Raw genomic sequence first — 12,563 nt, forward strand, 5'->3', positions numbered from 1 at the left:
GCGCCAGATCAGGGTTTAATGATGATAATCTGCCGTTAGCCAGAGGACAGTACATCTCAGTGCTTCTCAATATACATCGTCCGGCTGTACGCCACGTCTTCCGGGTTATTAATCGGATATCCTTTCACCCATGGCTTGATAAGACGACCATTGGTGTACTGGTAGATGGGCGCGATAGGCGCCTTCTCCATTAGGATTTTCTCCGCCATGTTGTAGTCGGTGTTACGCGCTTTCGCCGTGGTTTCCAGCGTCGCCTGATGGATCGTCTTATCGTAAGCCGGATCGTTGAAACGCGAGATATTGCCGCTGTGGGTTGAGGTCAACAGGGACAAGAAGGTAGAGGGCTCATTGTAATCCCCCACCCATGACGCGCGGATCACATCAAAATTGCCGGTATTGCGGCTGTCGATATAGGTTTTCCACTCCTGGTTTTGCAATTTGACATCCACGCCAAGGTTTTTCTTCCACATGGACGCCACCGCGATGGCGATTTTCTGATGGTTTTCCGAGGTGTTGTACAGCAGGTTCAGCTTCAGCGGGCGCTGAGGACCGTAACCTGCGGCCTGCAGCAAGGTTTTCGCCTGCGCATTCAGCTCCTGCTGCGACATTTGCTCAAACGGTGAAGGCTCAGGCGTGAAGCCCGCCGTCACGTCAGGGGTGAAATGCCAGGCCGGCTTCTCGCCGGTCCCCAATACCTTTTCCGCCATCAGGCGGCGATCGATAGTCATACTCAGCGCAAGACGGACCCGGGCATCGGCCGTCGGGCCCTTTTGCGTGTTAAACGCATAGTAATAAGTTCCGAGCTGCGGTGGCGTATAAACTTGTCCCGGAATGTCCTTCAGGAGCTTCTGATACATGTTTTTCGGGAACGACTCGGTAATATCGATATCCCCGGCCAGATAGCGTTTCGTGGCCGCGGATTCCTGATTAATCGGAATGAACGTAACTTTTTGCAGGACAGTTTTGGCGTTGTCCCAGTAGTGGGTATTCGGCACGACAACCAGTTTTTCATTCACCACGCGATCGTTCAGGACGTATGCGCCATTCCCGACCAGCGCGCCCGGGCGCGTCCACTCTTTACCACTTTCAACGTTCGCTTTGTGCACCGGATAGAAGGCAAAGTTTGCTGTCAGGTTGCTAAACCACGGCAGCGGTTTATCCAGCTGAACGCGTAACGTTCGGGCATCCACTGCCGTCACGCCCAGGGTATCAGGCGCCGCTTTGCCGTCAATTATCGCCTGCGCGTTGCTGATCCCCGCCAGGGCCGCAAACCAGGCAAACGGAGAAGTTGTTTTTGGATCGACCAGACGCTGCCAGCTGTAGACAAAATCCTGTGCGGTGACAGGCGAACCGTCAGACCATTTCGCATTATCGCGCAAGGTGAACGTCCAGATACGGTTATCGTTGCTCTGCCAGCGCGTCGCCACACCCGGGGTCAGTTCCCCTTTCTCGTTCTGATTCACCAGGCCTTCGAACAGATCGCGAATCACCTGAATCTCTGGCAACCCAACCGCTTTTGCCGGATCGAGCGAAGCCGGTTCGTCTTTAATGTGTCTGACCAGCTCCTGTTTTTGCGCCAGTACCGTGCCCTGTGGCACATCAGCAGCGTACGAGAGTGTAGAAAGTCCGCACAGGCACAGTGCGGTGAAAAGACGCGAAACAGGATGCTTCATAAGATCCCCTTTAATAAAGGCAGGTAACAAGCAGATGCGTAATTATTTGTTTCGACAATAAGAAATGCAAATACCTTCGTCAGGAATAGTGATTTAAGGCAATTCTCAACCGTTGCGGAAACTATTTGATTAACCGCGGGTTTTGCACAACACTGCCAGTAGAGACTTCTTTATCAGGATTTCGTATGGCAACCACCCGACCACGAGCGGAACGCGGCGCCTTTCCGCCGGGCGCAGAGCAATATGGCCGCTCATTCTTAGGCGCATCGCTGATCTGGTTCCCCGCCCCCAATGCCGATCGCGACAGCGGATTGATCATTGCCGGCACGCACGGGGATGAGAACTCATCCATTGTCACGCTCTCATGTGCACTGCGAACGCTGACCCCTTCTTTACGACGTCATCACGTGATCCTTGCCGTGAACCCTGATGGCTGCCAGCTTGGATTGCGGGCGAATGCGAGGGGCGTCGATCTGAACCGTAATTTTCCCGCGGCAAACTGGCGTGCCGGGGAAACCGTTTATCGCTGGAACAGTACCGCCGAGGAGCGGGATGTGGTGTTACTGACGGGGGACAAACCGGGCTCGGAGCCAGAAACGCAAGCGTTGTGCCAGCTTATCCATAAGATCCAACCAGCCTGGGTTGTCTCCTTTCACGATCCGCTGGCCTGTATTGAAGATCCGCGCCACTCCAGCCTGGGCGAGTGGCTGGCACAGGCGTTCGCCCTGCCACTCGTCTCCAGCGTGGGCTATGAAACACCCGGTTCATTCGGTAGCTGGTGCGCCGATTTGAGCTTGCCCTGCATCACCGCAGAATTCCCGGCGATCTCCTCCGACGAAGCCAGCGAAAAATACCTAAAAGCCATGATGCAGCTGCTGTGCTGGCAGCCTCAGAGATGAAGCACGCCGCTGGTAAAATGGAGCGCCGGTGAGACGTCAACAGCGAGCCATGTCGGGCCATCCAGATCGGCAAAACGCACCTGCGTGGCCAGCGGCAGCGCCGCGCTAATCGCCCGGGAGGTGCAGAGCATACAGCCAAGCATCAATCCGAAGCCCTGCGCCCGGGCTTCTGCCGCCAGTGCCAGCGCTTCTGTCAGCCCACCGGTCTTGTCGAGTTTAATGTTGACCATGTCGTAGCAGCCTTCAAGCTCGCGCAAATTCTCGCGGGTATGGCAGCTTTCATCCGCACAAACTGGCAGCGGATGGATAAAATTCTTCAGTGCGGCATCATCCTTCGCCGGCAGTGGTTGCTCCAGCATGGCCACGCCCAGGTCAGCCAGCAGCTGGCATCGTGCGGCAAGTCCTTCGGGATGCCATGACTCGTTGGCATCAACAATCAGCGTGGCTGCGGGAACCGCCGAACGAATGGCGACCATTCTCTCGCTAATCAGACGATCGTCGAGCTTCACTTTTAACAGCGTGGCCCCGGCGTCAAAAAGCGCTTTTGCGCTGGCTGCCATCTGTTCCGGCTCACCAATCACCACCGTTTGCGCGGTAATGACGGATGTCGGTAATGCCACACCCAGCAAAGACGGCAGCGATTTTTGCCGCGTTGCGGCTTCGAGATTCCATAGCGCACAATCAATGGCGTTGCGCGCCGCACCGGCGGGTAAACGCGCCTGTAATGCCTCACGCGTGAGCCCTTTTTGCAGATCAGGGACCAGTGTCATGATCTGTGCCATCACGGATGCCAGACTTTCCCCATAGCGCGGGTAAGGCGTACATTCCCCGACACCTTTAACCCCCTCTTCTTCAATTTCAACCACCACCACGCTGGCTTCACTTCTACTGCCGCGTGAAATTACGAACGGGGTATGCAATGGCCAGGCTTCTTCATAGACCTTAACGCTTCTCATCACTGACTCCTTGCGGCCCGTAAAGGCGAAAAATTGGTTTGCCGTGTTATCCGCTGATGGCATACACTAGCCCCGACGTTAACTATATGTAAACAGGAAGATATCTATGTCACAACTCGTTCATTTCCAGGGCAACCCGGTTGCTGTAGCAGGTTCCATTCCACAGGCTGGCAGCAAAGCGCAGGCTTTTACTCTGGTGGCTAAAGATCTGTCTGACGTCACACTGGCTCAGTTTGCGGGTAAACGCAAAGTGCTGAACATTTTCCCAAGCATTGATACCGGCGTTTGTGCCGCATCCGTGCGTAAATTCAACCAGCTGGCGACTGAAATGGACAACACCGTTGTGCTGTGCATTTCCGCTGACCTGCCGTTTGCCCAGTCTCGTTTCTGCGGTGCTGAAGGTCTGAGCAACGTCGTTACCCTCTCCACGCTGCGCAGCGCGGATTTCCTGGAGAACTACGGCGTCAGCATCGCGGAAGGCCCACTGAAAGGTCTGGCTGCACGTGCTGTACTGGTTCTTGATGAAAACGACACTGTTGTCTTTAGCGAACTGGTTAACGAAATCACCACCGAGCCGGATTACACTGCCGCGCTGGACGTGCTGAAAGCATAATAAGTCCTTAGTATTCTATACAACGTATTCTCAACCTCGCCACGGCGGGGTTTTTTATTTATTTTTTAGCTGAATCGTTAAATCTAATCTTGTCGCACTTCACATTTTTAGTGCAAGAATATTTTGTAAATTCATCATTTAGCGATTAACCCCACATAAAATTTGTTCTGTTATTACCTTTTCTTCCGCAGTGAGACACATCACATTTCCCTTTTCGGCAAAACATTAGATTTGCTTACGAAATCAAATAATCGTTTCAGCAAAAGGGACAAATATGAAGATAAAACTGGCTTTAACGCTTCTTGCGGTACTGGTTTCAGGTCATGCCGCGGCGAAAACCTGGGTGCTGACAAGCGCTGAAAGCAGCGTAGAAAAAGGAAACTGGAAGATTTCCAGCAATGAGCTGAACGTTAAAAATCAAACGTTCAGCATCGAGCAAAAAGTCTTGCATGGCGGTAAGCAGGAAGGCAGCAAAGTTATCATTATTAGCAGCAAAGATGGCCTGACCATCGCCTTAAGCCCGACGCGTGGCATGAACCTTCTGCATGTTGAAGGCTTTGGTACCCGACTGGGGTGGAACTCCCCCGTCAAAGAGGTGGTGAACCCGGCTTATATCAATCTGGAGAGTCGCAACGGTCTCGGTTGGCTGGAAGGATTCAATGAAATGATGGTCCGCTGTGGCTATGAGTGGACAGGCCATCCAGTGACGGCTGACGGTCAGATTTATACGCTGCACGGCAAGGCAGGAAATACGCCAGCATCACAGGTTGAGGTGGAAATCGCGGATGCTGCACCGCATGAAATTCGCGTCCGGGGTTTGATCAAAGAGAGCACCTTTAAAAAAGCGGATCTGCAAACCCTGACAGAACTGCGGTACGTGCCGGGCACCAACCAGTTTAGCCTGCATGATGTGCTGACCAACCATGCCGATTATCCTCACGACTATCAGATCATCTATCACAGCAACTTCGGCACGCCAGTCCTTGATGAAGGCGCACGTTTCCTTGCCCCGGTAGCCAGCGTGAGCCCATTCAATGATTACGCCAAAGCGGGTGTTAACGACTGGCAAACCTATTCCGGGCCGACAAAAGGTTTTGATGAGATGGTCTTTAACATCAAACCACTTGCGGATAATAACCATGAAACGCTCGCGGCCGTGGTCAATAAAGCCGGAGATAAAGGCGCGTCAATACAGTTTGATACCCGCCAGCTCCCCGTACTGACCTTATGGAAAAATACCGATACGCTGAAACAGGGTTACGTCACGGGGATTGAGCCGGGGACCAGCTACGCCTACCCCGTTACCATTGAACGCGAGCAGAAGCGGGTTAAGCAGCTGCAGCCTGGTGCCAGCGCGCAGTTTGATCTGACTTATACCCTGCTTCACAGCCCGCAGCAGGTGAAAGAGGTCGAAAACAGGATTGCGTCGATTCAGGGAGAGACAAAGGTCGCTATCGACTCGACACCGTTAGCGAAAGAATAAGACCAAAAAGCCGTAACACCACTGTTACGGCTTTGAATTAAGTAATAATCTCATTATACTTAATAAGTAATATTACTTTCCACTTTTCATCATATCTTCAGTTATGGTCAAGCTTGACATAATAGAATGAACGTTCGCATTTTTATTTCCACCATCTGCAACTGCTAGAATTAGCTTATCTCCGACATGAAGATCACTGAGATAGTCACTAATCATATAAGAAGATTTACTCAAATTAAATGTACATTGTGTATAACCAGATGCCCCTCCTGCAAGCGCAGCACGGTAAAATGAGCAACGATAATCGCGAGTTACATCATCTGTTTTCGTATTTTTACGATCGATGTAAAAATTGACATATTGACTGCTCAGCATAAAATTAGTACTGGTTTTGACAGTATAATTTATCCTTGGCGTTGTTCCAGTTGGAGGTGTAGGGATATCGTATGATGTTGACGCTACATTTTTTTTCTGTTCCTGTCATGAAGTCATCAATAACAAATGTATAGGTCATTACTTTATTATTGTTGTCATCCCTGACGTTAATTACATTTCCAGCAACCATCCCTATATTAGTTGGTATTTTTACCAAAGAATAACCATTACCCTGATCGGTGATCGTTGCGTTACCTTTTGGGGCATTGAAACCATACGAATTAATCGTTTTTTCCTCAGTGTCTTTATCCCACTGAGATGTGACTGTAAACGCTGACTGTGACAAGCTAGCTGTATTTTGCAGCCACTGAACCTTCGGATAAATAGAGGATTTATCCATACTGATGTCTTTAATTTCCGTATCAACAGACGATTCAGTGTGCGTAAATGGTGCGAACACGTCACTGAAGGCATACTGCGGTGCCTGCGATTCAGTCAGGCCACTGTGTTCCGGAGAAACCTGTCCGGCAACGCCTGGCTGGTCACGCATCATCGACCACATGCCGATCATGCCCAGATTGCGGGCTTTGGCATCATCCATCACCAGCCTGGCATCAGAGAGATAGAACACTTCCCCCTGAACATCGTTGTAGCCGTTCATCGGCGTCACGCCCATCATGGCGTTAATGTCAGCGTCACTCTTATCGGTAAAGATTTGCTTCAGCTGGCTGAACAGGTTTTCAATTGCGGAGGTGGCGCACTTACCGTGAATGTTCTGGCCTTCGGTACCATCAGACTGGCAAATGCTGTTGCCGTAGTCCATTGCCATCACGTTGACACCGGCCAGTTCAACACCTTTGGCTTTCGCATCTTCCAGTACGTACAGCCCTTCCGCCGTCAGACCTGTCGGCAGAATCGGCAGGGTATACCAGATCCCCACGCTACGCCCCTCGGCTTTCCACTGGGACTGTACGGCCTTGACCGCTTCGTTGCGGCGGTTAATGGAATCATGATCGGCAACCCAGGTGCCTTCGATATCGAAATCCAGCACCGTCAGATTCAGATTTTCAACGATGTCGTAATAGTGTTTCTGCAGATCGGACACGTTCTTACAGGATGCCGCCAGCGGTGAGTTGTTGGCGCCGCCAATGGACACCATCACGTCGCCGCCCGCTTCACGCAAGGCTTTAATTTTACTGTATTGTGCATAGTCATTGATGTTGTATGCCGTTCCCCACGTTGGCAGACAGGTATCGGCATCCTTAGCCACGACAAAGGCCATGGTGAAGTGGGTGACCTTCTGGTTTTTCGCCAGGCTTGCCAGGTCAGGCAGCGAGTTCAGGGTATAGTCGACATACGGCGCATACACATGTGCTGGCCACGGCGCAGAAGGTGTACCCACCATCGCTTTGGTGCCAGACCAGTCAATATACACAGACCATGGGTTAGAATCGGACGGGGAGACTTTCTGCACTTTTGCCTGGGAAACGTAATTGCCGCCGTTATAGCGAATTAATGTCCCGCTGTCATAAAGCGTCGAGGCATTAAATTGAGGCGCATTATTTAATTGTTCCGTCGTGTAGCTTACGACCTGCCCCAGGGGCTTCCAGGGACGACCGTTGGTGCCGGTAGGGTTTTGGTTGGCGGAATTAGACGGGTCATCACCGACGGTATAGAACAAGGCCTCATATTCCTGTCCGCCCTTCTGAACTTTGTCGCCTTTATTATATGTCGTTGCTGCTGACCACTGCGGCACTTCAGCGTACAACTCCCACGGGTTACCTTCACCCGGCTTAAAGCCATACGGACTTTGTGCCGCTGACGTTTTCCATGTTGCGCCGTTATAAGTGACGACATCATTGGCGTTATAGCTGTTTGCGCTGTTGTATTCAGGGTAGCTGACGTCACCACCGCTGGACTCGCAGGTTGTGGGGTTGCCATACTGGCTTATTTCAGCGCTCGTCGCGGCACGTTCATATTTCCACGGATTAGTGTCGGTCTCATTCCCCGGACAGTCAGTTTTTGCCACCCACCATGCATTCGTATAGACACCGCTGTTATAAATAACCTCATAAGGCCCGGTTCCTTCCTGACCGCTCCAGGCCTCGACAGCTAATACCGGGGCAGTTACGCATAGCGCACCCATGCCAATTATTGTCCTGGCAAATATATTTAATTTCATAATCATCCCTTATATATCAATCACATTATTAAATCGCGACTAACTGTAAGGGCATAAAAGAGTGCTGCAAAATAAAAGCCGGAAAAACGACCTTTAATTAAGAATAAAACCCGCTGGTCAGAGCGGATTTTATTCACAGACAAAATATCACTAAGAAAACATATCAATCAGATGAAATTTAAGAGTGCCAACCCGGTGAAGAGTTGGCATAAAGAATTAATCGTCACCCTTCTTATTGTTCAGGCCATATTCACGTAATTTATTTGCAATCGCGGTATGTGAGACGCCAAGACGTTTTGCCAGTTTGCGGGTACTGGGATAACTGCGATAAAGCTGCGTCAACACCGAACGTTCAAAGCGGCTGGTAATTTCATCCAGTGAGCCTTCCATTGCCTCTTCACCCACTGACACCGTTCCGGCGTCGTAATCCGGCAGCAGGATATCCTGCGGTCGCAGTTCATAGCCTTCCAGCTGCGTCAGCGCCCGATAAACGGCGTTTTTGAGCTGACGAATATTTCCCGGCCAGCCGTAGCGCATCAACACCGTACCGAGGTCGGAAGAGAGCTTCGGCCGCGGAACCCCCTGCTCGTCGGCGAAACGGGCCACAAACAGCTCGGTCAACGGCATGATGTCCTGCGGACAATCGCGCAGCGGGGGAATATTCAGCGTCAGGACGTTGAGACGGTAATAGAGATCTTCGCGGAAGATCCCTTTTTGCACCAGTTCGACCAGGTTTTTCTGGGTGGCACAGATGACGCGTACGTCCACATGTACTTCGTGATCTTCGCCGACGCGGCGGAACGTGCCGTCGTTCAGGAAACGCAGCAGTTTGGCCTGCATACGAGGCGACATCTCACCAATCTCATCCAGCAGCACGGAACCGCCGTTAGCCTGCTCGAAGAAGCCTTTCTTCCCTTCCGGCGCATGACCAAACAGCTCGCTTTCAACGGCATCTTCCGGGATAGAGGCACAGTTCAGCGCCAGATACGGTTTTGCCGCACGCGGGCTCGCCAGGTGCACAGCGTGCGCCAGCAGATCTTTCCCGGTACCGGTATCGCCGGTAATCAGCAGCGGTGCGGTCAGGCTTGCGAGCTTGCGCGCCTGGTCAACCACATGGCGCATTTTCGGGCTGACGGCAATAATCTGGCTGAAGGCACCGACATCCTGACTGGAGAGGTTTTGCAACTGACGGCCCATGCGTAACGTCGATCGCAGCATGATCACCGCTCCGGTTAACACACGTGCATTCCCTTCCCCTTTCAGGTAAACCGGCGTGATCTCCATCAGGAAGTTCTGCCCGTTAATCACCACATGCTCGCTGTGCGTGTTCTGCGGATTACTGTCCAGCCAGCGCTGGAAGTTGAAGCCGGGGATCAGTTGTGCGGCGTTATGATTGCTGAGCTTCTCCTGGCTCTGGGCGAAAAGCTGGCAGCTCGCGTGGTTAACGCGTTCAACTTTACTTTTCAAATCCAGGGAGAGGAACGGCTCCGGCATCGCTTCCAGTAGCGCGCTCAGTGCAAGGTGCTCACGCTCGGATGGCATCCAGGGAATGGTGCGTACATCCGTAACGCCAGCGATACGGCGGATTTCAGCCATCAGACTGCTGAATGTATTAAATTCAATTTCGGCAAAATTGAGGTAAATTCGCCCGACAGGATCGATCTCAATGCCACGTAAATCAATGCTACGTAAAACAAGAAGATCGAGTAATTCGCGGGTCAGACCGAGACGGTCTTCACAGAAGACTTCAAGACGCATGGGAAATTCACCGTTTTAAGCCAATAACATTAAAATGATATGTCAGAACACGGTGAACCGGAAGATGGCTGTCAAGAAATATTGACAGCCCGCACGCTTAGTGAACAAAACCTCACGGAGCCGGTTTTTTATTGAGCGTCTCTTTGAGCTGGCCGATCAACTCACGCCTGAAATCCCCCAGCCGGGGCTTATCACCGTCAATCCACGGGAGCGGACGGCAGACTTCCATCGCTTTAATACCCAGGCGTGCCGTCAGGAGGCCTGCGCCGATGCCCTGGGCTGCGCGAGCTGAAAGACGCGCTGCAAGATCCTGCGACATCCAGTCCATGCCCACTTCGCGGACCAGTTCACTCGCCCCGGCAAAGGCGATATTGAGCAGGACCAGCTTAAACAGTCTGATCCGACTGTAGTAACCCAGCTCTATGCCGTAAAGGTTCGCGATACGGTTGATCAGGCGCAGGTTACGCCAGGCGATAAAAGCCATATCAACCAGCGCCAGCGGGCTGACGGCAATCATCAGCGTGGATTCCGCCGCAGAGCGGCTGATTTCACGCCGCGCCTGAGCGTCCAGCACCGGCTGAACCATATGGGAATAGAGCGTCACCACTTCCCGATCGTTCTGGGTTTCGTGAATGGCGGCATACCAGCGCTGGAGTGCCGGGTGCGACTGATCGATTCCAGCCTGACTGGCCAGCTTTTCACAGAACACGCGGCCTTTACCGGTGCCGTGACTGTGCAGCAAATCCCGGGCCTCATCACGCTCGTGCGCGCGCTGTCGCAGACGCCAGAGCCGACGCCACTCGGTGGCAACCGATCCAACGCCCGCCCCGACAATCAGCGCGCCCGCGGCACACCCGCCGAGCGCAACCCAATCCTGGGTTTGCCAGGCATTCATCGTCCACTGTACACCCTGCCCGATCACGCTTACGCCAAACAGCGTCAGACCCGCGGTCACCATTTTACGCCACAGGCTGCGTTTCGGACGCAACGCGGCTTCCACGGCCGCCTCCGCAGGTCCTTCCTCAACGCCCGGCTCCTCCGCGAGCGCCGGGGCAAAATTATCTGCCTGCGCGCCGCTGAACGTCTGCGCCGTTTTAAACGCCTCCTGCTGCGCCTGCTCAAGCGTTCCGGTAAAGTCTATGCGCGGTTTTAACGGTTCCGTCATCGCAATTTATCTCCAATCAAAAACTCCAGCGCCGCATCCAGACGGATGTGGGGCAACGGGGTGTCGACGCTCATGGCCTGAGGGCGGAAGGCTTCAAACTGGAAGCCCTGGCTCTGCCAGAAGGCCTGGCCCGGCAGGCGCGCGGGCACTTCGCCCGGATAGACAGTAAGCGGTTCGCCGTCGCTGAGGCGATTCCCGCGTAAGGCCGGAATTTTCTCGCCGTTGAGGTCAATCAACCCGCTTTGCGTCGCCTGCACGGACGCAAGCCCCAGGCAATCCATGCTGATACCTTCAAACGCTGCGTTTTGCCAGGCATCCTGCACCAGTTGCTGCAGCAGCGATACCATATTGGCATGCTGATCGACCGTCACGTGATCGGCTTTAGTCGCCGCAAACAGCAGCTTATCGATCACCGGTGAGAACAGACGGCGAAATAACGTCCGCTGCCCGTAGTGAAAACTTTGCATCAACTGCGTCAGCGCGAGGCGCATATCGTTGAAGGCCTGCGGCCCGCTGTTAAGCGGCTGCAGACAATCCACCAGCACGATCTGACGGTCGAAGCGTAAAAAATGGTTTTTATAGAAACCTTTGACCACTTTTTCACAGTAGTAATTGTAACGTTCCCGCAGCATACCTGCGTTGGTGTGCTTGTCGGCCTGCGCCAGCTTCGCCTCTCCGGTACCGTCCACATCCGGCCACGGGAAGAACTGCAGCGCGGGTGCCCCCGCTAAATCCCCCGGCAGGACAAACCGCCCTGGCTGGATAAAGTGCAACCCTTCCTGCTTACACTGATGCAGATACGCTGTCCAGGCCTCAGCAATAGCCGCCAGACGGTTTTCATCTGCTGGTGCCAGCGGATCCAGCCCTTCGCACAGCTGTCGCCACGTCGACGACCACTCTGCACGTTGCCCCTGCATCAGCCCCGTCATCTGCCGGGACCAGGTGAGGTAATCCTGCGCCAGCATCGGCAAGTCGAGCAGCCATTCGCCGGGGTAATCGACGATTTCGAGGTACAGCGTAGAGGTGTCCTTAAAGTGGCGCATCAGGGATTCATTCGAGCGGAAACGCAGCGCAAGGCGAATTTCACTAACCCCTCGTGTCGGCGTCGGCCAGCTGGGCGGATCGCCATAGAGCTGCGCCAGTCCTTCGTCATAGGTGAACCGGGGAATACCAAAATCGCGTTGCGGGACACGCTTAACGCCCAGCAGACGCTCTTCCCGAACCGCACCAAGCAACGGCAGGCGCGCACCTGCGTGCAGGTTCAGGAGCTGGTTTACCATCGCGGTGATAAACGCCGTTTTACCACTGCGGCTTAGCCCGGTCACCGCCAGACGCAGATGACGGTCAACGCCGCGGTTGACCAGTGAATTGAGTTCGTTTTTAAGTCGCTTCATCGCCATCCTTCGTTGCCCGGAAGCCATAAATACCTTGCTTCAGAATACAATAAATGGGGGCAGAT

10 protein-coding genes are annotated in these 12,563 nt (G+C 53.3%); 3 read left to right on the top strand and 7 right to left on the bottom strand.

The features are described 5' to 3' along the window. Nucleotides 1–56 precede the first annotated feature (56 nt). A complete protein-coding gene (locus tag SP99_RS12375) occupies nt 57–1,673 on the bottom strand; it encodes a peptide ABC transporter substrate-binding protein (protein WP_047958793.1) in 1,617 nt (538 codons plus the stop codon). Between the two features lie 185 nt (nt 1,674–1,858). Here SP99_RS12375 and mpaA point away from each other — a divergent pair, with 185 nt between their 5' ends. Continuing rightward, complete coding sequence (mpaA, locus tag SP99_RS12380) at nt 1,859–2,572, top strand: murein tripeptide amidase MpaA (RefSeq protein ID WP_025756632.1); 714 nt, start codon at nt 1,859–1,861, stop codon at nt 2,570–2,572. Here the strand turns inward: mpaA and ycjG are convergent. Next, nucleotides 2,563–3,528, bottom strand: coding sequence for an L-Ala-D/L-Glu epimerase (ycjG, locus tag SP99_RS12385; RefSeq protein WP_047958794.1), 966 nt, complete (start codon nt 3,526–3,528; stop codon nt 2,563–2,565). The genes mpaA and ycjG overlap by 10 nt on opposite strands. A 106-nt stretch (nt 3,529–3,634) precedes the next feature. Here ycjG and tpx point away from each other — a divergent pair, with 106 nt between their 5' ends. Together tpx and SP99_RS12395 are read left to right on the top strand one after the other, a co-directional pair. After that, nucleotides 3,635–4,141: a thiol peroxidase gene (gene tpx / locus SP99_RS12390; protein WP_047958795.1), complete on the top strand. Its 507-nt coding sequence runs from the start codon at nt 3,635–3,637 to the stop codon at nt 4,139–4,141. A gap of 274 nt (nt 4,142–4,415) precedes the next feature. Then, nucleotides 4,416–5,624, top strand: a complete 1,209-nt coding sequence (locus tag SP99_RS12395) for an aldose 1-epimerase family protein (RefSeq protein ID WP_047958796.1) — start codon at nt 4,416–4,418, stop codon at nt 5,622–5,624. Between the two features lie 72 nt (nt 5,625–5,696). On the opposite strand, the gene SP99_RS24640 is transcribed toward SP99_RS12395, so the two are convergent. The 5 genes from SP99_RS24640 to SP99_RS12415 form a co-directional block, all read right to left on the bottom strand. Next, nucleotides 5,697–5,999: a hypothetical protein gene (locus tag SP99_RS24640; protein ID WP_156167799.1), complete on the bottom strand. Its 303-nt coding sequence runs from the start codon at nt 5,997–5,999 to the stop codon at nt 5,697–5,699. A gap of 4 nt (nt 6,000–6,003) precedes the next feature. Then, on the bottom strand, nt 6,004–8,181 hold the full coding sequence (locus SP99_RS12400) for a glycosyl hydrolase family 18 protein (protein ID WP_082137905.1): 2,178 nt from the start codon (nt 8,179–8,181) through the stop codon (nt 6,004–6,006). 216 nt (nt 8,182–8,397) lie between these two features. Then, nucleotides 8,398–9,939 carry a transcriptional regulator TyrR gene (tyrR, locus tag SP99_RS12405; protein ID WP_047958797.1) on the bottom strand — a complete coding sequence of 514 codons (1,542 nt, stop codon included), beginning with the start codon at nt 9,937–9,939 and terminating at the stop codon, nt 8,398–8,400. A 112-nt stretch (nt 9,940–10,051) separates the two neighbouring features. Next, entirely contained in the window at nt 10,052–11,104 is a 1,053-nt protein-coding gene (locus tag SP99_RS12410) for a YcjF family protein (RefSeq protein ID WP_047958798.1), read from the bottom strand. After that, entirely contained in the window at nt 11,101–12,498 is a 1,398-nt protein-coding gene (locus SP99_RS12415) for a YcjX family GTP-binding protein (RefSeq protein WP_047958799.1), read from the bottom strand. Before SP99_RS12415 ends, SP99_RS12410 begins: the two co-directional genes overlap by 4 nt. Nucleotides 12,499–12,563: the final 65 nt, after the last annotated feature.

This window comes from Enterobacter sp. BIDMC92 (genome assembly GCF_001030225.1).
Lineage (GTDB): Bacteria > Pseudomonadota > Gammaproteobacteria > Enterobacterales > Enterobacteriaceae > Enterobacter > Enterobacter sichuanensis.

Coding starts and splice junctions, on each gene's coding strand:
- tyrR (WP_047958797.1), bottom strand. CDS start 9,939: ATGCGTCTTGAAGTCTTCTGTGAAGACCGTCTCGGTCTGACCCGCGAA.
- tpx (WP_047958795.1), top strand. CDS start 3,635: ATGTCACAACTCGTTCATTTCCAGGGCAACCCGGTTGCTGTAGCAGGT.
- SP99_RS12400 (WP_082137905.1), bottom strand. CDS start 8,181: ATGAAATTAAATATATTTGCCAGGACAATAATTGGCATGGGTGCGCTA.
- SP99_RS24640 (WP_156167799.1), bottom strand. CDS start 5,999: ATGCTGAGCAGTCAATATGTCAATTTTTACATCGATCGTAAAAATACG.
- SP99_RS12415 (WP_047958799.1), bottom strand. CDS start 12,498: ATGAAGCGACTTAAAAACGAACTCAATTCACTGGTCAACCGCGGCGTT.
- SP99_RS12410 (WP_047958798.1), bottom strand. CDS start 11,104: ATGACGGAACCGTTAAAACCGCGCATAGACTTTACCGGAACGCTTGAG.
- mpaA (WP_025756632.1), top strand. CDS start 1,859: ATGGCAACCACCCGACCACGAGCGGAACGCGGCGCCTTTCCGCCGGGC.
- SP99_RS12375 (WP_047958793.1), bottom strand. CDS start 1,673: ATGAAGCATCCTGTTTCGCGTCTTTTCACCGCACTGTGCCTGTGCGGA.
- SP99_RS12395 (WP_047958796.1), top strand. CDS start 4,416: ATGAAGATAAAACTGGCTTTAACGCTTCTTGCGGTACTGGTTTCAGGT.
- ycjG (WP_047958794.1), bottom strand. CDS start 3,528: ATGAGAAGCGTTAAGGTCTATGAAGAAGCCTGGCCATTGCATACCCCG.